The organism is Pseudomonas sp. 5.2 (assembly GCF_059025405.1).
The window spans coordinates 218,198-236,584 of record NZ_JBYBHH010000005.1; the positions used below are offsets into that span (position 1 = coordinate 218,198).

Consider the following 18,387-nt stretch of genomic DNA (forward strand, 5'->3'; position numbering starts at 1 on the left):
GTGCTCCACCGCGCATCGTTCAGCCCCTACAGCACGTTAGCAGCAGCACCCCGAACCCGCCATGCTGGTGATGACGCGCGATGTCGGCTAGCATCGCGGCTTTTACCGGGATTGTCTTTCCATGAAGATCGTCTGTTTCAACATCAACGGCCTGCGAGCTCGCCCGCATCAGCTGGCGGCGCTGATCGACAAGCATCAGCCTGACGTGATCGGCCTGCAGGAAACCAAGGTCAGCGACGATCAGTTCCCTCTGGCCGATGTCCAGGCACTGGGCTACCACGTGCATTACCACGGCCAGAAAGGCCACTATGGCGTCGCCTTGCTGTCGCGCCAGGCACCGCTGAGCCTGCACAAGGGTTTTGCCACCGATGAGGAAGACGCCCAGCGCCGCTTCATCTGGGGCACCTTCGCCGATGCCGACGGCAACCCGATCACCATCATGAACGGCTACTTCCCCCAGGGTGAAAGCCGCGACCACCCCACCAAATTCCCGGCCAAGCAGCGCTTCTACAGCGACCTGCAGGCCCTGCTCGAAAACCAGTTCCGCAACGACCAGCCGGTGCTGGTGATGGGCGATATGAACATCTCGCCCCAGGACTGCGACATCGGCATCGGCCCGGACAACGCCAAACGTTGGCTCAAGACCGGTAAATGCAGCTTCCTGCCGGAAGAGCGCGAATGGATGGAGCGCCTTAAAGGCTGGGGCCTGGTCGACAGTTTCCGCCACCTGCACCCGGACGTGGCCGACCGCTTCAGCTGGTTCGACTACCGCAGCCGCGGTTTCGAGGATGAACCCAAGCGTGGCCTGCGCATCGACCTGATCATGGCGTCGCAGCACCTGGTGCCACGGATCAAGGCGGCGGGTGTGGATTATGAGTTGCGCGGGATGGAAAAGCCGTCGGACCATGCGCCGATCTGGCTGGAGTTGAGCTGACCCTAGTCAGGTGTAAGGCATTGGAGTTATAGCGCCTGTGAGATCGAGCGCCGCCCGCGCGGCGCTTCGCAGCACAAGGCTGCTCCTACATTTTTTTCGGGCCAATCAGGCCTGAGACAGAGGCGCGCGGCCCTTTGGCGCCCACCTCGATATCGTGTGAAACAAACAAGGCGGACGCGCGCGTTGCTACAGGCGTTACTGGCCCGAAACAGATGTGGGAGCAGCCTTGTGCTGCGAAGCGCCGCGCGGGCGGCGCTCGATCTCACGGGCGATAAAAATCCAATGCCCTACACCTGGCTGCCCACATCCACTCAACCAAATCATCACCATCACCCTACAACCCCAACCGCAACGCCTCCCCTACCCCCGCCCCACGCGTATCGTCCGCCGCACTGACCAACGCAAAGTTATACGCCCCATGCGACCAGTACCGTGCCTCCAGTTGCCCATCAACCCGCTGCCCCTCGGGCATGCGTTCATAACGCTCACCCGGCGAACGCAGAAACAGGCTGATGCGTTCCCCTTTGCCATCCTGAAACACCAGGAGCGCCGCAGGCCCTTGCTCGTTGCTGAGCAACCGCGCGCCCACCGGCCTGAAACCGTAACCCGCCAGGTCCGGCAACTGGCCTACCCGGCTAAAATGGCGCCCCAACCAGTCACGCAATTGAGTCGGGTCGCTGGCCTGGATATCCAGCGCCTCGCTACCGGCAAACAGCCGATGAGCCTGGACCGCATCGGCCATGGGCAGATCGACCCTGGCCAACATCGCATCCCGCGCCTGCCAACCGCCCAAACCACCCACACCAATCGCCAGCACGAGCACTGCCGCCGATGCCCAACGCCGTTGACGACGCTGGCGCAGCCGCTGCTTTAATTGGCCCAGATCTAGCTGCGACCCCCCCGGCTGCTCACTCAGGCCGGCGAGTGCCACACGCAGCCGCCGCGCATCGCCGCGCCAGCCCTCGACCCGCGCCGCTTCCTGCGGGTTGGCCGCCAGCCAAACCTTTACCTCTGCCCGGCGGGCAGGCGTCAGGCGCTCATCGATGTAGGCATGCAACTCATCTTCAGTGGGGATCAGGCGTGTCATTTCAGTCTCCGCAAGGCCGGGGGTTGAGGGTTGCCCTCGGTCAGTTCGCGCAAGGCATTGCGGGCGCGCGACAAGCGCGACATCACGGTACCGATAGGGATGCCCAAGGCCTGGGCGGCCTCTTTGTAACTCAAACCTTCGATGCTCACCAGCAGCAGCAAAGCACGCTGCTCGGCCGACAGCCGAGCGAAGGCACGCAGGTCGGCCTGGGCCAGCACGATGTCTTCGATATTGCCGCCAACGGGCTCGCTTTCCACCTCGGCGCGGCCGAACCAGGACAGCCAACGGGCATGCAGGCGGTCGCGGCGTTTGCCGTCAAGAAACAGCCGATAAAGGATGGTGAACAGCCAGGCGCGCAGCGCCTCAGCTTCACGTTGCTGGCCCTGGCGGCTCAAGGCTCGCTCGACGGTGGCCTGCACCAGGTCGTCGGCGCTGCCCGATTCGCGCGTCAACCACAAGGCAAAGCGGCGCAAACGTGCCAGCAGCTCGCGCCACTGGTGTTCGTCCAGATCGTGCATGGCTATGTCCCGGCCTCTGGGGTTGTCAGTGTAAGAGGCAGACGCCCGGTAACAAAATCTATTCCCGCCGAGGGAATAAGTTTTTCCCTGCAGCGTCGTACCGGCACCTTCACAGAACCGGACGATGATCATGAACTCACCTTTGCACGGCCCCGCCAAGGCCCTGCGCCTGGCGGCCATCGGCGCTGTCATGCTGGCTGCCGGCGCAGGCTTTGCCTATGCCGCCGGCTGGATCGGCGCACCTGAATTGACGCCAAAGCGCATCATCGACACCTTCGAGGCCCAGGCCGGGCACTACCCAGGCTACCGCAAGAACCACGCAAAAGGCCTCTGTGTCTCGGGCTACTTCCAGGCCAGCGGGCAGGCTGCCAGCCTGTCCACGGCCCGCGTGTTCAGCCAGGCACGCGTGCCGGTTATCGGCCGTTTTGCCATTGGCGGCGCCAACCCGTTCGCGCCGGACACGGCAATCCCTGTGCGCAGCCTGGCGCTTCAGCTCAGCACTGACGATGGGCAAGTCTGGCGTACTGGCATGAACAACCCGCCGGTGCTGGCGGTGGGTACGCCGCAGGCGTTCTATGAACAAGTCCTGGCCAGTACGCCAGACCCTGCCACTGGCAAACCGGACCCGGCCAGGCAACAAGCGTTTTTTGCCGCCCACCCCGAAAGCGCGGCGTTCCGCCAGTGGGCGGCGAGCTACAAGCCAAGCAACAGTTTCGCCAGTACCCAGTATCACAGCATCAATGCCTTCCGCCTGATCGACGCCGCCGGCGCGGCACAGCCGGTACGTTGGCAACTGGAGCCGCAAACCCCGTTCACCGCCCTGCCAGGCCAGGTGGACGACAAACAATACCTGCAGCACGACCTGCAACAGCGCCTGGCCCAAGGGCCGCTGCGCTGGACCCTGCGCCTGGTCCTGGCCGAGCCTGGCGACGCCGTGGACAACCCGGCCAGCCCATGGCCTGCGCAACGGCGCAGCGTAGACGCCGGCACGCTTGTGCTCGAACAGGTCGACGCGCCTGAGCAAGGTGCTTGTCGCGACCTTAATTTCGACCCGCTGATCCTGCCCCACGGCATCGAAGCCTCTGCCGACCCGATTCTGGCCGCCCGATCCGCCGCCTATTCGGAATCGTTCAACCGCCGCAGCCGTGAATCGCTCGGCACTGGAGCCCGCCCATGAAACCTGAAGCCTTCCACCCCCTCGCCCGCCTGCTGCACTGGCTGATGGCGGTGTTGATTGTGGCCATGTTGTTCATTGGTGTGAGCATGGTCAGCGACCTGTCACTGCGCCACCCCGTATTGCTCAGCCTGCACAAGGCCACTGGCCTGGCCTTGCTGGTACTGGTGGTGTTGCGTATCGGCCTGCGTTTAGCCTTGCCACACCCATCGCTGCCACGCGACCTGCCACCGCTGCAGCGGTTCGCCGCCGGTGCCTCGCATGTGCTGCTCTATGGCCTGATGCTGGCCATGCCACTGCTGGGCTGGGCCATGCTGTCGGCCGGCGGCTACCCGCGGCCCCTGCAATTGCCGGCAATCGCCCCCCACGACCTGCAGCTGTATGCCGTGCTGCGACAAGCCCACGGCTGGGCTGGCTACCTGCTGTTCACGACGATCCTGGTGCACCTGGGCGCAGCGCTGATGCACGCCTTGGTGCGCCGCGACGGCGTCTTGCGTAGCATGTGGCCTGGCCCCCTGCGTCGCAGCGAATAAGCCGGTGCGGTTCAGGGCGTTCGACAATCGATAATAATTCTTACTAAGATCGGCGCACTTATCGCTGAACTTCTCTGGACTGCCCATGAACGTCGCAAAGGATCCTGCCACTCTCGTGCCTGCCAGCACGCTGGACTTACGCCCACTGCTGCTGGCCAACATGGCCTGCACCATGTCGATGATGGCCTTCGTTGCCCTCATAGGCCCAATCGCTCGCCAGCTCGGCATGGCCACCTGGCAGTCCGGTGCCGCCGTTACCGTCGCCGGGGTGGTCTGGGTGCTGCTGGCACGCCCGTGGGGCCGCGCCGCTGACCGGCTCGGCCGCCGCCGCGTGCTGCTGCTGGGAAGCGCAGGCTTCACCGTGGCCTACTGGCTGTTGTGCGTGTTCGTCGAAGGCGCGCTGCGCTGGATGCCGGGCGCAACCCTGGCCTTTATCGGCCTCATGCTCGCACGCGGCTGCATCGGCGCCTTCTATGCCGCCATTCCAGTGGCTTGCAATGCACTGATCGCCGACCATGTCGAACCGCAGCGCCGAGCCCGCGCCATGGCCTCACTGGGCGCGGCAAACGCGGTCGGCCTGGTGCTGGGCCCAGCACTGGCCGCACTGCTCGCGCGCTACAGCCTGAGCCTGCCGTTCCACCTCATGTCGCTGCTGCCGGCCACCGCGTTCTTCGTGTTGCTGTTCACACTCAAGCCACAAGCGCTGGCGCACACCCATGCGCCCAGCCCTGTGCAACTGAGCGACCCCCGGCTGCGCCGGCCTTTGCTGGTGGCCTTCAGCGCCATGCTTAGCGTCACCGTGTCACAGATCATTGTCGGGTTTTTCGCCCTGGACCGCTTGCAGTTGGGCCCGGCTGACGCGGCTCAGGTCGCCGGCATTGCCCTGACCACGGTCGGTGTGGCGCTGATCCTGGCCCAAGTTGTGCTGCGCCAACTGGAATGGCCGCCGCTGAAGATGATCCGGGTGGGCGCCAGCGTGTCGGCCGTGGGCTTTGCCTGCGGTGCACTGGCGACCACCGCGCCCTGGCTGTGGGCGTGCTTCTTCGTCGCTGCGGCCGGCATGGGCTTTGTGTTCCCGGCGTTTTCGGCGCTGGCGGCCAATGCCATGCAGGCCTCGGAACAAGGCGCCACAGCGGGCTCGATCGGCGCCGCCCAAGGCATGGGCGCAGTAATTGGGCCACTGGCCGGCACCCTGGTGTATGCCCTGGACCCACGCTTGCCGTTCCTGGCGGTAGCCGCGCTGTTGCTGCTGGTCGGGCTATGGCCGATGCCACGCGAACCACGTGCCTGATAAGCACAGCGCGCAAGCGTGCAGAGTGTGTTTTAATGCGTCGCTCATTATTTTTGACACCTCTGATTACAAGGCGGCTATGGACACGGGGACGCGACTCAAACTGGTGCGTGAACGCAACAACCTCTCCCAACGGGAACTGGCCCGCCGCAGCGGGCTGACCAACTCGACGATCTCGCAGATCGAACAGAACCGCGTCAGCCCTTCGGTCAGCTCCCTGAAAAAACTGCTCGAAGGGATCCCGATGAGCTTGGCGGAGTTTTTCAGCTTCGACGAGCCGGTGCGGGAAGAGCGCTTCGTGTTCCGCGCCAGCGAGCAGCCAGACTTGGGCCGTAACGGCCTGCGCATGCTGTTGGTGGGTGCCAGTGTCGAGGCCCGTCAGATGCGCATGCTGCGTGAACTGTATGCACCCGGCGCCGATTCGGGCGAGCCGATCGTGCATGCAGAAGGCGAAGAGTGCGGCCTGGTCACCCGCGGCACCGTCGAACTGTGGGTCGATGGCCAGGTAAGCGTGCTCAATTCGGGTGATGGCTACTACATCCCCACTACCCTGCCGCACAGCTTCAAGAACATTGGCCAGGATGAGGCCGAAATCATCAGCGCCAACACCCCGGCGAACTTCTGACCGTGAGCCGCCCAGGCACCGTGAACACACGGGCCGCGTATCAGCGCTTGCGTGACGCAGCCCTGGGCGTCCACCCCTTGCACATCACCGCCCAGCGCGCCGAAGGGCTGGTCGATGTGCTGATCGAAGGCTGGCAGTTGACCCTGGCCGTGGATGCCGAAGGCCTTGCTCAATGCGTCCAGTGCGTGGCCCCCAACGGTGATCAGGCCGGCCTTGAAGACTGGCACCGCTACGGCACCAACCCCACCGACCTGCTCAGCCTGTGGGAACGTACTCAGCTGGAAGCGCGCCTGGCCGGTTGACGCAGCGCGTCCTCGACAAAATCCAGGCGGTCTTGCCCAAAGAACATCTCATCACCGACAAAACAGGTCGGCGCACCAAATACACCGCGCGCAACGGCTTCCTCGGTCGCCTGCTTCAGGGCCGCCTTCACCTGCGCGTCGCCCGCCAGGGCAGTGAGCGCGGCAAGGTCAAAGCCGGCCTGTTCCAGCGTCTGCTGCAACACCGCCGCGTCCCCCAGGTTGCGTCGCTCGGCCCACAGGCCGTTGAACAATGCCCGCAACAGTGCCTCGAAGCGTTCCGGTGCTTGCAACTGTGTGCCGATTACACCGCGCATCAGCATCAGGGTATTCATCGGGAAGCCCGGTGGAAGCCCAAACGGCACACCATAGCGCGCTGCGAAGCGTGCAAGGTCGGTAAACATGTAGCGGCCCTTGGCTGGGATCATTGCCGGCGAGGCATTGCCGGTGGCCTGGAAAACCCCACCCAACAGCATGGGCCGATAATGCAGCGCCGCGCCATGGCGGTCACAGATACCCGGCAGCTGGGTCCACGCCAGGTAACTGGCGGGGCTGCCGAGGTCAAAGAAGAATTCGACGGTCTTGGTCATGGGTTCGGTCCTTGGTCGATGAGGGGGGCTTACCAGCGTTCCATCCAGGGGCGCAGGTCCAGTTCGAATGTCCAGGCATCTCGCGGTTGGGCGTGGAGGAACCAATAGCTGTCGGCAATATGGGCCGGGGCGAGGATGCCATCCTGGTCCTTAAGGGCGTAGCGCTCGGGGAAACTGTCGCGGATGAACGCGGTATCGATTGCCCCATCCACCACTACATGGGCGACATGGATATTGCGCGGCCCCAGCTCACGCGCCATGCTCTGGGCCAGCGCCCGCAGGCCATGCTTGGCACCGGCGAATGCGGCAAAGCCAGCAGCGCCACGGGTACCTGCAGTAGCGCCTGTGAACAGAATCGTGCCGCGCTCACGCACCACCATGCGCCGAGCCACCGCCTGCGCTGTCAGAAACCCGGCAAAACAGGCCATCTCCCAAATCTTGAAGTATTTACGCGGCGTTTCGTCGAGAATGCTGCAAGGCACATTGGCGCCGATATTGAAGACAAACGCCTCGATCGGGCCAATATCACGCTCGATGGTCTCAACCAGCGCGGCCACCTCTTCCTCCTTACGCGCATCGGAGCCAAAGCCATGGGCCTGGCCACCTTCGGCGCGGATCTCGTCCAGCAGCGGTTGCAGCTTGTCCGCCTGACGGCGAGTGACGCAGGCCACGTAGCCCTCCCGCGCGAAGCGCTTGGCGATCTCGCCCCCCGTGGCATCCCCTGCGCCGATCACCAGCACTACTTTTTGTGGTTGAGTCATGTGCGCCCCTTTGGTGAATGATCGTTTAGTAAACGAACGCTATGTTATGATCGCCCCCATCGTCAAGCCAAGCGCGCAGAGGCAATTGAATGCGCTATACCAGCGACCACAAGCAACAAACCCGCGAAAAGCTGCTGGCCACCAGCGGTGCACTGGCCAAACGCGGCGGTTTCACCAGCACTGGCGTAGCCGGGCTGATGAAAGCCATCGGGCTGACCGGCGGTGCCTTTTACAATCACTTCCCTTCCAAAGATGACCTGTTCACCGAAGTCGTTCGCCAGGAGCTGTGCAACAGCCCGCTGGCGCGCCTGGCCAATCAAGGTGCCAGCCGCGAGCGCCTTGGCCGTTGCCTGCAGCAGTACCTGAGCCTGGCCCACCTGCACAATGCCGAAGGGGGCTGCCCCTTGCCGCCGCTTGGGGTGGAAATCGCCCGGGCAGATCAACCGGTGCGTGAGGTGGCCGAACATTGGCTGGTCGAGTTGCACAAAGCCTGGAGCACAACACTGGAGGATGAACAACTGGCCTGGGTGTTGATCAGCCAGTGCGTCGGGGCGTTGCTGATCGGGCGCATGCTCGCCAGCGAAGTCGTGCAGTCCGAAGTACTCGATGCCAGCCGCAGCTTCGTCGAAAAGGCCTTGAATGAAAGCCGTTAACCTGTTGCTTGGCTTGTTTTTGAGCGTGCCCGTGTTTGCTGAACAGACCTGCCCCCCGGGCCAGTACCAAGTCTGCCTGATGGGCTGTTTCTGTGCGCCGGTCGACCCAGGCCAGGCCGGGCAGATCCTCAAGGACGTCGAAACCATGGCCTCAACCAGCCTGGCCTACGCGTTGCGCCAGGCCCGTGACGAAGCCAGCGCCAGCGGCAGTGAGCCGATCCCGCTACACATCCGTGCCCAGCTCGAACCCTGGTATGACTTTGCCGTGCTCGATGCCGCGCGCTTCAGGGTTGGCGATGAACAGCAGATGAGCGCAGCCAACGCGATGCTGCAAAACCCCGATGTGAATGCCGTGACACTGATCGACACGATCATCTTCCGCCATGCCAGCGATGCTGAAGACAATGTGGCGCTGTGGGCGCACGAGCTCAAGCACGTGCAGCAGTACCAGGCATTAGGCGTCGATGAGTTCGCCCGGCGCTACACGCGTGACTTCAATGAGCTGGAAGGCCCGGCCTACAAGATAGAGGCGGAGGTTGCCAAGGCGTTAAGAGCGCGCAGCTCCGGCCAGGCCCGGTGATGTGACAAAAAACCTCAAGAACAACACATAACTACCTGACTTATTAGATATTTGTTGAAGATCACAAGGTTCGAGCCTGCGCAATTACCTGTGGGAGCGGCGGTGCGGCGGTCCGACTTGCCCGCGAAGAGACCGGAACACGCACCAGAAGACAGTTGCTCTCACACAGTCAGCAGTAGGTATACCCCTTGTCTATCAGGAAGATACAGGGGCCTTCTCACCCACATCCTCACGGCTGGCATAACGCTGCGCCAGCACCGCGCACACCATCAGCTGGATCTGATGGAACAGCATCAGCGGCAAAATCATCGCGCCAATGCCACTGCCCACAAACAGCACCTGAGCCATCGGCACGCCGGTCGCCAGGCTCTTCTTCGAACCGGCGAACAGAATGGTGATGCGGTCTTCAAGGTCAAAGCCCAGCACCTTGCCAAGGAAACGGGTGCCATACAGCACCACCGCCAACAAAATCCCGCAGACCACGAACAGCCCCGCCAGGTGCTGTGGCGATACCGTGTGCCACAGGCCCGTCACCACCGCTTCACTGAACGCGGTGTACACCACCAGCAGGATCGACCCCTGGTCCACGACCTTGAGCCAGCGCGCGTTGCGCTTGACCCATGCGCCGATCCAGCGGCGTGCGATCTGCCCGGCCACAAAGGGCACCAGCAGCTGCAAGGTGATTTTCAGTACGGCATCCAACCCCGACCCAGTGTCACCGCTGGCGCCCAGCAACATCATCACCAGCAGCGGCGTGAGGAAGATGCCCAGCAGGCTCGAAGCGGCAGCGCTGCAAATGGCGGCCGGCACGTTGCCGCGGGCCAGGGAGGTGAACGCGATGGCTGACTGCACAGTGGCCGGCAATGCACACAGGTACAGCACGCCCAGGTACAGCTCATTGCCAACCAATGGCACGAACAGGGGCTTGAACGCCAACCCCAGCAGGGGGAACAGTACAAAGGTGCAGGAGAACACCAACGCGTGCAGGCGCCAGTGCCCGGCCCCGGCGATGATCGCTTCGCGCGACAACTTGGCGCCGTGCAGGAAGAACAGCAGGCCGATGGCCAGGTTGGTCAGCCAGCCAAAATACACTGCACCGTCACCCGAGCAGGGCAGCACGGTGGCGATCAGCACCACCCCGAGCAACGCCAGGGTGAAATTGTCGAATAACATCCGCAAATACTTCATCACAGGTTCCGTCTTGTCATTGTGCAAGGGCAGACGATAAGGTCTGCGGCTTTTCTTCGCTAACGCCGGAACCCCCACAGGTGTCGATGAACGGACACAACCCCACAAAGGACCTGCCCATGTTGCTCCCTCGCCTGGCCGCACTGACTGCCGCCATCACATTCGCCATGGGCCACGCAGCCGCTCAGGCTGACGACACGCTGCAAGCACGCGTCGACCCCCTCATTCGCACACTGATGCAAGAGCAAGGCATCGCCGGCATGGCCGTGGCGGTGTACGCCCACGGCCAGGCGCACTATTTCAACTATGGCGTGGCCAGCAAGGCCGAGGGCACGCCGGTTACCCAAGACACCCTGTTCGAGGTCGGCTCGTTGAGCAAGACCTACACGGCTACCCTCGCTGCCCTGGCCAGCGCCGAAGGCAAACTAGACCTTCAGGCCCCGGCAAAACGCTATCAGCCCGCACTGGCCGGGGTGCCACTGGGAGACGCCAGCGTGCTGGAACTGGGGGCCTACAGCGCCGATTGCCTACCGTTGCAATTCCCCGATGAAGTGCAGACGCCGCAACAGGTCGTGGACTTCTTCCGCCACTGGAAGCCTCGCGCCGCGCCGGGCACCCAGCGCTGCTATTCCAACCCGAGCCTGGGCCTGTTCGGCGATTTGGCGGCACGCGCGCAGCAGCGCCCCTTCGCGGAGCTGATGAGCCAGGGCCTGCTGGTGCAACTGGGCCTGAAACACACCTACCTGCAGGTGCCCGCCAGCGCCCAAGGGCTTTATGCCCAAGGCTACGACGCAGAAGACCGCCCGGTACGCGTCAGCCCAGGCCCTTATGCCGATGAAGCCTATGGCATCAAGACCAGCGCCAGCGACATGCTGCGCTACGTGCGCCTGCAGATGAAACCAGACGGCCTGCCCGCTGCACTGCAAAACGCCATCGCGATCACCCATAAGGGCTACTTCCAGGTCGGCGCCATGACCCAAGGCCTTGGCTGGGAGCATTACCCTTATCCGGTTGCGCTAGGCACCTTGATCGATGGCAACAGCCCTCGCCTGATCCGTGAGCCTCAGGCCACCACCCGCCTCGTCCCTGCCAGCCCTGCCCTGCGTGAGGCCTGGTACAACAAGACCGGCGCAACCAGCGGTTTTGGCGCGTACGCCGCTTTTATTCCTGCCAAAAACATGGCCGTGGTGTTGCTGGCCAATCGTAATTATCCCAACGAAGCCCGCGTGCGTGCGGCCTTCCAGATTCTTGAGGGGCTGTAAAGGCAACGGCCGGTTTTACGCCGGCCAGCCGCTGGATTGTCGAACAACATGACAAAAATGTAGTGCCTAAAAATATTCACTACAAAACTGTTGACGCCATTCATCGCGCTTGGGCATCATTGAGTCGTCTCCCCGATCGGGAGCGGTGGCAAGGGTGTTCCAGACGGCTTGCGCGGTAACGCAGGCCGTCCGTGGAGAGGGAACTGTCCAAAAGGCAGCGTGTGAAAGCCCCTGTTGCGATGCTGCTGTAGCAGCCTTGGTAGTGCGCTACACCGTGGTAGCGCCAACTGTGAAAATCACCTACGAATGGGTAATGGGGGCTTTATGATGAACTTGAACAACAATCCCACAATCGACCAATTGGCCCAGCTGTTCGCCGTGCGCAAGGACAGCCTCGACGACCATCTGCTGTGGGTGAGCCAGACCGGTGAGGTGCGTCTCGACCGCCTGCCACCGAACACCATCGAAGCTGAATTCGAAGAGCACCTGCCCAGCATGCGTGCACGCTTCAAGGTCTACCGTCGTGGCCAAGGCTACGTCGGCAAGAAGGCCGCTGCCGACACCGAGTTCGTTGGCCGCGTGCTGCAGACCCTGCAACAAGAATGGCCCGCCGCCCGTGAGCGGCAGGCAGTCAAGGTGATCGAACCGCTCAACTGAGTGGCTACCCGCACCCTCAAGCCCGGCCCCAAAAGGCCGGGCTTTTTCATGCGCGCCTGCGCGGTTGCGCCATGGCTGGCAGCGGCAAGGCGCCGGTAGCCAGTGCCCGGGCCCGCTCGACACCCCAGACCAGCGCACGGGTCATGGTCTCGCCAGGGCGCGAGGGGTAATACTCTTCCAGCACTGCCCGGCCATTGCCGGCGTACACACCGAGGAACAACTGGGTGGCGCCGAGGCGCGACAACCGCACCTGCACATCCAGCGTGGTGCCGTCACTGAGTGCTTCATCGTGGCTGCGGCTGTGCAGTTGAGCGTCGGCCCACTGCCAATAGGTCTCTTCCCTGACTCGCATGAGCGTTGAATCTCCGTTTGCTGAAATGCCGCGCCAGAAAACCACATCTTCGCAAGCCCTGCGAGCGCAACCCAGCGATGCCATGAGCAGCGTCAACGAATGGCAATAAAAACCCCGCCGTTTGGCGGGGTTGCTGGAGCGGGATCACTTTTTCAGCGGAACCCGCGGCATGAAGCGGCCCTTCTTGGTGCGCTGCAGATGTGCAGGCTGAAGCTGTTCCGAATCATCCAGCGTCATGTTGGCGAAGCCCAGACGGAATGCCGACTGGCCGCAACGCACCTGGCTGTTGATCGGGAATGCGTCGTTCAGGTCTTCAAAAAAGGATTCGCTCATGCCCAGTCTCCCTCCAGTGGCGGTCGCGCCGGCAAGCAGATGGAATGCCTAGGTGAACGCGGCCGGTAAAAGTGAGACTAGCTGGTCATTTGCAGACTGCCTGGCCAAACGCTTTACGCCCGACCAGTGGCACATGGCCTTACTTCAGGCGGACTGCCGTGCCGGTGGCGAACACCACGACCATGCCACCCTGCACCGATGGCATGCTGATTTCGAAATCCACACCGACTACGGCATCAGCATTCAACTGCCGTGCGCGCGCTTTCAACTCTTCGGTAGCCTGTTCGCGGGCCTCGCGCAGTGCGCTCTCCAGGGTTTGTGAGCGGCCACCGAAGAAGTCGCGGAAACGCGCGAAAAAATCCCGCACAAAGTTGATGCCCTGCACGGACTCAGAACTGACGACGCCCAGGTAGTCGGCAATCGGACGGCCTTCGAGCTGGCTGGTGGTGGAGATGATCATGAAAGTGCTCCGTTGGCCTGGCGAAAAGCGCCAATTCTAACAGAGCACTGGCAGCCCGGCGTCAGGAGACGCTGGCCGCACGTAACCGCTGGCCGATCTTCGCGCCAAACACATTCACCAGCAGCCCGACCATCACCAGCAACGCGCCCCACCCCTGCAACACGGTCAGGCGTTCCCCCAGCAACCAGGCCGAGGAGCTCAAGCCAATCACGGGTACCAGCAGCGAGAATGGCGCGACCTTGCCCGCCGGGTGACGCGACAACAGCTTGCTCCACAGGCTGTAGCCGAGCATGGTGGCGACGAATGCCAGGTACGCTAACGCCAGTACCGAGTTCCAACCGATGTTGGCCAAGGCGTGCCCGATGCGCTCAGGCCCTTCCAGCCACCACGACAAAGCCAAAAACGGCAACGGTGGAATCAGCCCGCCCCAGATCACCAGCGCCACCAGGTCGACCGACCCGAAACGCCGCGTGATGATGTTGCCCACGCCCCACATCGCGCCCGCGCACAGGGTCAGCAACAGCGCAAACATCGGCACATGGCCGCCGTCTTCACTGCCGATCAACGCCAACCCGCTAGCCGCCACCAGCAGCCCCAGCAGGCTGGCAAGGCGCAACCGCTCACCCAGGAACAACGCAGCGAAACCCAAGGTGAAGAATGCCTGGGATTGCAGGATCAACGACGCCAACCCCGGCGGCATACCGCTGTACATGGCCTGGAACAAGAAGGCGAACTGCCCCAAGGAGATCGTCGCGCCATAAGCGATCAGCCAGCGCCAGGGCAGCTTGGGCCGCTTCACCAGCAACACCGCCGGGAAGGCCACCAACAAGAAGCGCAACGCCCCCAGCAGCATCGGCGGCAGGCCATCCAGGCCGACCTTGATGACCACGAAGTTGACTCCCCACGCAACAATCACCACCAGGGCGATCAGCAGGTCCTTGAGCGGCATTGCGACATCCTTCTTCAGGCTTTCTAGACATATTTCGTTACAGCATAAGGCTATTCCTTTTCCAGGGACCAGCACAGTTAGGGCGCAGGGTTGCGCAACAGTGTCACTGTTGCAGTCTTCATACGCCGTGGTATTCAACCATCAGTCGCGGTAACCCGGCGCCACCCGCTCCAGCATCCGCAGTAGCGCGCCCCACGCCAGCCCTACTGCATCCGGGTCCGACAGTTCGCCCTGCTTCAAGCCCTTCAGTGGCGCATTGAACTGCTGCTCGGTACGCTCACACACGGCGGCCGGCGGCATTATCAATTGCCCGGCACTCTGCGCCGCCAACTGGATCTCGCAGGCTTTTTCCAGGTAGTACATGCGCAAGAAGGCTTCGGCCACAGAACGCCCGGTGGTCAGCAACCCATGATTACGCAGGATCATCACCGGCCGGTCACCCAAGTCGGCCACCAAGCGCTGTTGCTCATCCAGGTCCAGGGCGATGCCTTCGTAATCGTGGTAGGCAACCTTGCCATGAAACTCCATGGACATCTGGTTGACCGGCAGCAGGCCACATTCCAGTGCCGCCACCGCACACCCGGCCCGGGTGTGGGTGTGCAGCACGCAGTGGGCGTCTTCGCGAGCCGCATGAATAGCACTGTGGATGACGAACCCGGCCGGGTTGACCGGGTGTGGGGTCGCCTCGACTGGCTGCCCATGCAAGTCGATCTTCACCAGGCTGGAGGCTGTGATCTCGTCGAACAGCAAGCCGTAGGGGTTGATCAGAAAGTGGTGCTCCGGCCCAGGCACGCGCAGCGAGATGTGCGTGAAGATCAGGTCGCTCATGCGAAAGTGAGCGACCAGGCGGTAGCAGGCCGCCAGCTCCTGACGCAGGGTCTGTTCGGTAGGGGTCATTTCTCGTTCATCCTGTTAGAAAGGCAGCTGTGAACACTAGGCTACTTGGTAGCCCAGGCATTGAATCGCTGCTCCAGCTCTTCGCCATGGTCGACCCAGAACTCCACGTTCATCGCCAGCGCCCCCTGCAGGTTCTGTGGCGAGGTTGGCACCCAGCCGGCCAGCCCCGGGGCGAGCCTGGCCGCTGCCTGGGTGTTGGTCGGCCCATAGGGGATCTGCTCGACGTAACGCACCTGGGTATCAGGCTGGTTGGCATAGGCGATCAGCCGCTTGGCCTGGTCGACATGCCGCGAGCCCTTGATGATCGCCCAATAGTCCATGCCATACAGGCTGCCCGGCCAGACCAATGCCAGCGGGCTGCCCTGCTGCGCTGCCACCGCGATGCGGCCGCTGTAGGTAGACGTCATCACCACATCGCCGGCGGTCAGCCACTGGGCCGGCTGGGCACCCGCGTCCCACCACTGGATATAGGGCTTGAGCTCAGTGAGTTTGGCAAACGCGCGGTCGACCCCGGCTGGCGTTGACAGCACCGTGTACACGTCCTCGACCTTGACCCCATCAGCCAGCAAGGCGAACTCCAGGTTGTACACCGCACGCTTGCGCAGGCCACGTTTGCCTGGGTACTTGCTGACGTCCCAGAAGTCTGCCCATGAAGCGGGGGCTTGAGCCAGCTTGTTGCGGTCGTAGGCAATCGCCACGCTCCACACCAGGGCGGCAGAACCGCAGTCCTGCGCGGCATCCGGTATCAGCTCGGCAGCATGGCCCAGGCGCTGCCAGTCCAGCCGCTCATAGATGCCCTCCTCACAGCCGCGCATCAGGTCGGGCCCCTCGATCTGCACCACGTCCCAATCGACGTTGCCGGTATCGGCCATGACCTGGATACGGGCCATTTCGCCGTTGTATTCGCTCTGGATCAACTTGCTGCCGTCCTGGGCACTGAAAGGCTTGAAGATCGCCTCGTCCTGGGCTTTCTGACCAGCGCCGCCATAACCGACCACGACCATCTGCGGCGCAGCGTGCGCACTGCCCAAGCCAAGGGCCAGAAGCGCTGCGCAAAGGTGGGTTCTGCGAGGGAATGCATGCATCGAGGTTTCCTCCTGCCGGTGCCCAAGGGCCCGATTTCTTGTTGTTGTGAGGTCACGCCCTCACCAGTGAGGGTGAAGAAAACCTAGCCGCGCACCAGTAAAAAAACAAGTTGATTTTTTACTGGCGGTACACTTTCATAAACAAAACAAGAACAACACCGCACCGGAGCCGCCCGTATGCAAACTGCCTTTCCCCACCTGTTCGAAACCTTGCAGATTCGCGGCAAACGGTTGAAGAACCGCATCATGTCCACGGGCCACGACACGTGCCTGCCCACCGACAACCTGGTCAACGACAAGCTCATCGCTTACCAGCGTGACCGCGCCGCCGGTGGGGTTGGCCTGATTGTGCTGCAGGTGGCCGGTGTGCATGACAGCGCCCGCTACACCTCCCACGTGCTGATGGCCACCGACGATGCCTGCATTGACGGCTACCGGCGCCTGGCCGAGGCCTGCCATGAACACGGCACCGTGGTGCTGTCGCAGCTGTTTCACCCGGGGCGGGAGATCATGGAATCTGCCGACGGCTTGCTGGCAGTGGCCTATTCGGCCTCGTCGGTGCCCAACGAGCGCTTCCGGGTGATGCCGCGCGCGCTGGACCAGCCGATGATCGATGACATCATCCAGGGCTATGCCAGCGCCGCCCGCCGCCTGCACCAGGCGGGGCTGGATGGCGTCGAAGTGGTCGCCAGCCATGGTTACCTGCCTGCGCAGTTTCTCAATCCTCGGGTCAACCTGCGCACCGATGGTTACAACGGCGGCCTGGAGCAGCGCCTGAGGTTTCTGCGCGAAGTTTTGGCGGCGGTGCGCGCCGCGACCGACGAACACTTCATCGTCGGCCTGCGCATCAGCGCCGACGAGCGTGACAGTGAAGGCCTGAGCGAAGACGAGTCGCTGGCGGCCGCCGAAGCGTTGCAAAGCCAGCTCGACTACCTGCACATCGTCGCCGGCACCTCGGCGTCCCTGGGGGGCGCGGTGCATATCGTCCCGCCCATGGCCATCGAGCCGGCCTACCTGGCGCGCGAAGCCGGCACGTTCAAGCAGCGCCTGGCCATTCCGTTGTTCGTTACTGGGCGCATCAACCAACCCCAAGAGGCCGAGCTGATCCTGGCGCGTGGCCAGGCCGACGTGTGTGGCATGACCCGCGCACTGATCTGCGACCCGCTGATGCCGACCAAGACCGAGCATGGCCGGGTTGAGGACGTGCGCGCCTGCATTGCCTGCAACCAGGCATGCATCGGGCATTTTCACCGCGGCCTGGCGATTTCCTGCATTCAGCGCCCAGAAACCGGCCGCGAACTGCAGTACGGCCAGATGACGCCCACCCCAGCTCCCAAGCGCATCCTGGTTGCAGGCGGCGGCCCCGCAGGCATGAAAGCGGCCACCGTCGCCGCCGCGCGCGGCCACCACGTCACCCTGTATGAGGCCGGCCCGCAACTGGGTGGCCAGGTGCTGCTGGCACAACTGCTGCCCCGGCGCAGCGAATTCGGCGGCGCCAGCACCAACCTGCAACGGGAAATGGCCTTGGCCGGCGTGGAGGTGGTGCGCAACACGCGGGTCGACCGCGCACTGGTCGAGCGCGAGCGGCCCGACCTGGTGATTGCCGCCACCGGCGCCACGCCCTACTGGCCGGCATTCGAACGCGCCGGCGAACTGCAGGTAGTGGATGCCTGGCAAATCCTGCGCAACGAGGTCACCCCAGGGCGCTCGGTCCTGGTCATCGACTGGCGTTGCGACTGGATCGGCCCGGGTATCGCCGAGCGACTGACGCGCGAAGGGCATCAGGTGCAATTGGCGGTGAACGGCACCCATTGCGGCGAGAACCTGCCGCTGTACGTACGCGATCAACTGGCTGGCGAGCTGCACCGCCTGGGTATTCCCATCACGCCCTACGCCCGCCTCTATGGCTGCGACGACAACACCGTGTACTTGCAGCACACGGCCAGCGGCGAACCGATGATCTTCGAAGGCATCGACACCTTGGTGCTGTGCCTGGGCCACCAGCCAAACGACACCTTGGCTTCGGAGCTGGCCGGCCTGGTCGAAGTTCGGCGCATCGGCGACTGCCTGGCACCGCGTACCGCCGAGGAGGCAATTCACGATGGCCTGACGGTTGCCTGGGCGCTCTGAGGCTGTACATACTGCCGTTTTCCGACGGA

Annotated in this window: 22 protein-coding genes; 11 read left to right on the forward strand and 11 right to left on the reverse strand. The window is 63.3% G+C overall.

Features of this window, described 5'->3' with window-relative positions; genetic code table 11:
• Nucleotides 1-121 precede the first annotated feature (121 nt).
• Entirely contained in the window at nucleotides 122-934 is an 813-nt protein-coding gene (xthA, locus tag AC5PZ0_RS10240; RefSeq protein ID WP_027594805.1) for an exodeoxyribonuclease III, read from the forward strand.
• A gap of 334 nt (nucleotides 935-1,268) precedes the next feature.
• Here the strand turns inward: xthA and AC5PZ0_RS10245 are convergent, their stop codons facing one another.
• Both AC5PZ0_RS10245 and AC5PZ0_RS10250 read right to left on the reverse strand, forming a co-directional pair.
• Nucleotides 1,269-2,021: an anti-sigma factor family protein gene (locus tag AC5PZ0_RS10245; protein WP_493854842.1), complete on the reverse strand. Its 753-nt coding sequence runs from the start codon at nucleotides 2,019-2,021 to the stop codon at nucleotides 1,269-1,271.
• Nucleotides 2,018-2,539 (reverse strand): sigma-70 family RNA polymerase sigma factor, encoded by a 522-nt coding sequence (locus AC5PZ0_RS10250; RefSeq protein ID WP_027594803.1) that lies wholly within the window; start codon nucleotides 2,537-2,539, stop codon nucleotides 2,018-2,020. Before AC5PZ0_RS10250 ends, AC5PZ0_RS10245 begins: the two co-directional genes overlap by 4 nt.
• Before the next feature lie 124 nt (nucleotides 2,540-2,663).
• Between AC5PZ0_RS10250 and AC5PZ0_RS10255 the strand changes: the two genes are divergently transcribed.
• The 5 genes from AC5PZ0_RS10255 (at nucleotide 2,664) to AC5PZ0_RS10275 (ending at nucleotide 6,464) form a co-directional block, all read left to right on the forward strand.
• Nucleotides 2,664-3,716, forward strand: a complete 1,053-nt coding sequence (locus tag AC5PZ0_RS10255; RefSeq protein ID WP_493854843.1) for a catalase family peroxidase — start codon at nucleotides 2,664-2,666, stop codon at nucleotides 3,714-3,716.
• Complete coding sequence (locus tag AC5PZ0_RS10260; RefSeq protein WP_493854844.1) at nucleotides 3,713-4,246, forward strand: cytochrome b; 534 nt, start codon at nucleotides 3,713-3,715, stop codon at nucleotides 4,244-4,246. The genes AC5PZ0_RS10255 and AC5PZ0_RS10260 overlap by 4 nt, the downstream gene beginning before the upstream one ends.
• An 85-nt stretch (nucleotides 4,247-4,331) precedes the next feature.
• A complete protein-coding gene (locus AC5PZ0_RS10265; protein WP_493854845.1) occupies nucleotides 4,332-5,537 on the forward strand; it encodes an MFS transporter in 1,206 nt (401 codons plus the stop codon).
• A gap of 79 nt (nucleotides 5,538-5,616) precedes the next feature.
• Entirely contained in the window at nucleotides 5,617-6,162 is a 546-nt protein-coding gene (locus AC5PZ0_RS10270) for a cupin domain-containing protein (protein WP_027594799.1), read from the forward strand.
• 2 nt (nucleotides 6,163-6,164) lie between these two features.
• On the forward strand, nucleotides 6,165-6,464 hold the full coding sequence (locus AC5PZ0_RS10275) for a DUF7693 family protein (protein WP_493854846.1): 300 nt from the start codon (nucleotides 6,165-6,167) through the stop codon (nucleotides 6,462-6,464).
• On the opposite strand, the gene AC5PZ0_RS10280 is transcribed toward AC5PZ0_RS10275, so the two are convergent.
• Together AC5PZ0_RS10280 and AC5PZ0_RS10285 are read right to left on the reverse strand one after the other, a co-directional pair.
• Nucleotides 6,437-7,051 (reverse strand): 2-hydroxychromene-2-carboxylate isomerase, encoded by a 615-nt coding sequence (locus AC5PZ0_RS10280; protein ID WP_186702697.1) that lies wholly within the window; start codon nucleotides 7,049-7,051, stop codon nucleotides 6,437-6,439. The two genes, AC5PZ0_RS10275 and AC5PZ0_RS10280, sit on opposite strands and share 28 nt — an antisense overlap.
• Nucleotides 7,052-7,080: 29 nt before the next feature.
• Nucleotides 7,081-7,812, reverse strand: a complete 732-nt coding sequence (locus tag AC5PZ0_RS10285) for an SDR family oxidoreductase (RefSeq protein WP_027594796.1) — start codon at nucleotides 7,810-7,812, stop codon at nucleotides 7,081-7,083.
• A gap of 89 nt (nucleotides 7,813-7,901) precedes the next feature.
• Between AC5PZ0_RS10285 and AC5PZ0_RS10290 the strand changes: the two genes are divergently transcribed.
• On the forward strand, nucleotides 7,902-8,465 hold the full coding sequence (locus AC5PZ0_RS10290; protein ID WP_274883714.1) for a TetR/AcrR family transcriptional regulator: 564 nt from the start codon (nucleotides 7,902-7,904) through the stop codon (nucleotides 8,463-8,465).
• Nucleotides 8,452-9,045, forward strand: coding sequence for an eCIS core domain-containing protein (locus AC5PZ0_RS10295; protein ID WP_027594794.1), 594 nt, complete (start codon nucleotides 8,452-8,454; stop codon nucleotides 9,043-9,045). The genes AC5PZ0_RS10290 and AC5PZ0_RS10295 overlap by 14 nt, the downstream gene beginning before the upstream one ends.
• 195 nt (nucleotides 9,046-9,240) lie before the next feature.
• Here the strand turns inward: AC5PZ0_RS10295 and AC5PZ0_RS10300 are convergent, their stop codons facing one another.
• Complete coding sequence (locus tag AC5PZ0_RS10300) at nucleotides 9,241-10,233, reverse strand: bile acid:sodium symporter family protein (RefSeq protein ID WP_099429524.1); 993 nt, start codon at nucleotides 10,231-10,233, stop codon at nucleotides 9,241-9,243.
• A 119-nt stretch (nucleotides 10,234-10,352) separates the two neighbouring features.
• Between AC5PZ0_RS10300 and ampC the strand changes: the two genes are divergently transcribed.
• Together ampC and AC5PZ0_RS10310 are read left to right on the forward strand one after the other, a co-directional pair.
• Nucleotides 10,353-11,495, forward strand: a complete 1,143-nt coding sequence (gene ampC / locus AC5PZ0_RS10305; RefSeq protein WP_099429525.1) for a class C beta-lactamase — start codon at nucleotides 10,353-10,355, stop codon at nucleotides 11,493-11,495.
• A gap of 324 nt (nucleotides 11,496-11,819) precedes the next feature.
• Complete coding sequence (locus tag AC5PZ0_RS10310; protein ID WP_027594791.1) at nucleotides 11,820-12,152, forward strand: hypothetical protein; 333 nt, start codon at nucleotides 11,820-11,822, stop codon at nucleotides 12,150-12,152.
• Nucleotides 12,153-12,198: 46 nt separating this feature from the next.
• On the opposite strand, the gene AC5PZ0_RS10315 is transcribed toward AC5PZ0_RS10310, so the two are convergent.
• The 6 genes from AC5PZ0_RS10315 to AC5PZ0_RS10340 all read right to left on the reverse strand — a co-directional run bounded on the left by AC5PZ0_RS10315 (nucleotide 12,199) and on the right by AC5PZ0_RS10340 (nucleotide 16,228).
• Nucleotides 12,199-12,504 (reverse strand): hypothetical protein, encoded by a 306-nt coding sequence (locus AC5PZ0_RS10315; protein WP_027594790.1) that lies wholly within the window; start codon nucleotides 12,502-12,504, stop codon nucleotides 12,199-12,201.
• A gap of 144 nt (nucleotides 12,505-12,648) precedes the next feature.
• Nucleotides 12,649-12,837, reverse strand: coding sequence for a hypothetical protein (locus tag AC5PZ0_RS10320; protein ID WP_027594789.1), 189 nt, complete (start codon nucleotides 12,835-12,837; stop codon nucleotides 12,649-12,651).
• A gap of 139 nt (nucleotides 12,838-12,976) precedes the next feature.
• Nucleotides 12,977-13,297, reverse strand: coding sequence for a YbjQ family protein (locus tag AC5PZ0_RS10325; RefSeq protein ID WP_027594788.1), 321 nt, complete (start codon nucleotides 13,295-13,297; stop codon nucleotides 12,977-12,979).
• Nucleotides 13,298-13,358: 61 nt separating this feature from the next.
• On the reverse strand, nucleotides 13,359-14,246 hold the full coding sequence (locus AC5PZ0_RS10330; protein WP_099429526.1) for an EamA family transporter: 888 nt from the start codon (nucleotides 14,244-14,246) through the stop codon (nucleotides 13,359-13,361).
• Nucleotides 14,247-14,387: 141 nt separating this feature from the next.
• Nucleotides 14,388-15,143 carry a class II aldolase/adducin family protein gene (locus AC5PZ0_RS10335; protein WP_099429527.1) on the reverse strand — a complete coding sequence of 252 codons (756 nt, stop codon included), beginning with the start codon at nucleotides 15,141-15,143 and terminating at the stop codon, nucleotides 14,388-14,390.
• A gap of 41 nt (nucleotides 15,144-15,184) precedes the next feature.
• On the reverse strand, nucleotides 15,185-16,228 hold the full coding sequence (locus AC5PZ0_RS10340; protein WP_265968128.1) for an ABC transporter substrate-binding protein: 1,044 nt from the start codon (nucleotides 16,226-16,228) through the stop codon (nucleotides 15,185-15,187).
• Nucleotides 16,229-16,405: 177 nt separating this feature from the next.
• On the opposite strand from AC5PZ0_RS10340, the gene AC5PZ0_RS10345 reads away from it, so the two are divergent.
• Nucleotides 16,406-18,358 carry an oxidoreductase gene (locus AC5PZ0_RS10345; RefSeq protein WP_493854847.1) on the forward strand — a complete coding sequence of 651 codons (1,953 nt, stop codon included), beginning with the start codon at nucleotides 16,406-16,408 and terminating at the stop codon, nucleotides 18,356-18,358.
• Nucleotides 18,359-18,387: the final 29 nt, after the last annotated feature.

Coding starts and splice junctions, on each gene's coding strand:
- xthA (WP_027594805.1), top strand. CDS start 122: ATGAAGATCGTCTGTTTCAACATCAACGGCCTGCGAGCTCGCCCGCAT.
- AC5PZ0_RS10245 (WP_493854842.1), bottom strand. CDS start 2,021: ATGACACGCCTGATCCCCACTGAAGATGAGTTGCATGCCTACATCGAT.
- AC5PZ0_RS10250 (WP_027594803.1), bottom strand. CDS start 2,539: ATGCACGATCTGGACGAACACCAGTGGCGCGAGCTGCTGGCACGTTTG.
- AC5PZ0_RS10255 (WP_493854843.1), top strand. CDS start 2,664: ATGATCATGAACTCACCTTTGCACGGCCCCGCCAAGGCCCTGCGCCTG.
- AC5PZ0_RS10260 (WP_493854844.1), top strand. CDS start 3,713: ATGAAACCTGAAGCCTTCCACCCCCTCGCCCGCCTGCTGCACTGGCTG.
- AC5PZ0_RS10265 (WP_493854845.1), top strand. CDS start 4,332: ATGAACGTCGCAAAGGATCCTGCCACTCTCGTGCCTGCCAGCACGCTG.
- AC5PZ0_RS10270 (WP_027594799.1), top strand. CDS start 5,617: ATGGACACGGGGACGCGACTCAAACTGGTGCGTGAACGCAACAACCTC.
- AC5PZ0_RS10280 (WP_186702697.1), bottom strand. CDS start 7,051: ATGACCAAGACCGTCGAATTCTTCTTTGACCTCGGCAGCCCCGCCAGT.
- AC5PZ0_RS10285 (WP_027594796.1), bottom strand. CDS start 7,812: ATGACTCAACCACAAAAAGTAGTGCTGGTGATCGGCGCAGGGGATGCC.
- AC5PZ0_RS10290 (WP_274883714.1), top strand. CDS start 7,902: ATGCGCTATACCAGCGACCACAAGCAACAAACCCGCGAAAAGCTGCTG.
- AC5PZ0_RS10295 (WP_027594794.1), top strand. CDS start 8,452: ATGAAAGCCGTTAACCTGTTGCTTGGCTTGTTTTTGAGCGTGCCCGTG.
- AC5PZ0_RS10300 (WP_099429524.1), bottom strand. CDS start 10,233: ATGAAGTATTTGCGGATGTTATTCGACAATTTCACCCTGGCGTTGCTC.
- ampC (WP_099429525.1), top strand. CDS start 10,353: ATGTTGCTCCCTCGCCTGGCCGCACTGACTGCCGCCATCACATTCGCC.
- AC5PZ0_RS10310 (WP_027594791.1), top strand. CDS start 11,820: ATGATGAACTTGAACAACAATCCCACAATCGACCAATTGGCCCAGCTG.
- AC5PZ0_RS10315 (WP_027594790.1), bottom strand. CDS start 12,504: ATGCGAGTCAGGGAAGAGACCTATTGGCAGTGGGCCGACGCTCAACTG.
- AC5PZ0_RS10320 (WP_027594789.1), bottom strand. CDS start 12,837: ATGAGCGAATCCTTTTTTGAAGACCTGAACGACGCATTCCCGATCAAC.
- AC5PZ0_RS10325 (WP_027594788.1), bottom strand. CDS start 13,297: ATGATCATCTCCACCACCAGCCAGCTCGAAGGCCGTCCGATTGCCGAC.
- AC5PZ0_RS10330 (WP_099429526.1), bottom strand. CDS start 14,246: ATGCCGCTCAAGGACCTGCTGATCGCCCTGGTGGTGATTGTTGCGTGG.
- AC5PZ0_RS10335 (WP_099429527.1), bottom strand. CDS start 15,143: ATGACCCCTACCGAACAGACCCTGCGTCAGGAGCTGGCGGCCTGCTAC.
- AC5PZ0_RS10340 (WP_265968128.1), bottom strand. CDS start 16,228: ATGCATGCATTCCCTCGCAGAACCCACCTTTGCGCAGCGCTTCTGGCC.
- AC5PZ0_RS10345 (WP_493854847.1), top strand. CDS start 16,406: ATGCAAACTGCCTTTCCCCACCTGTTCGAAACCTTGCAGATTCGCGGC.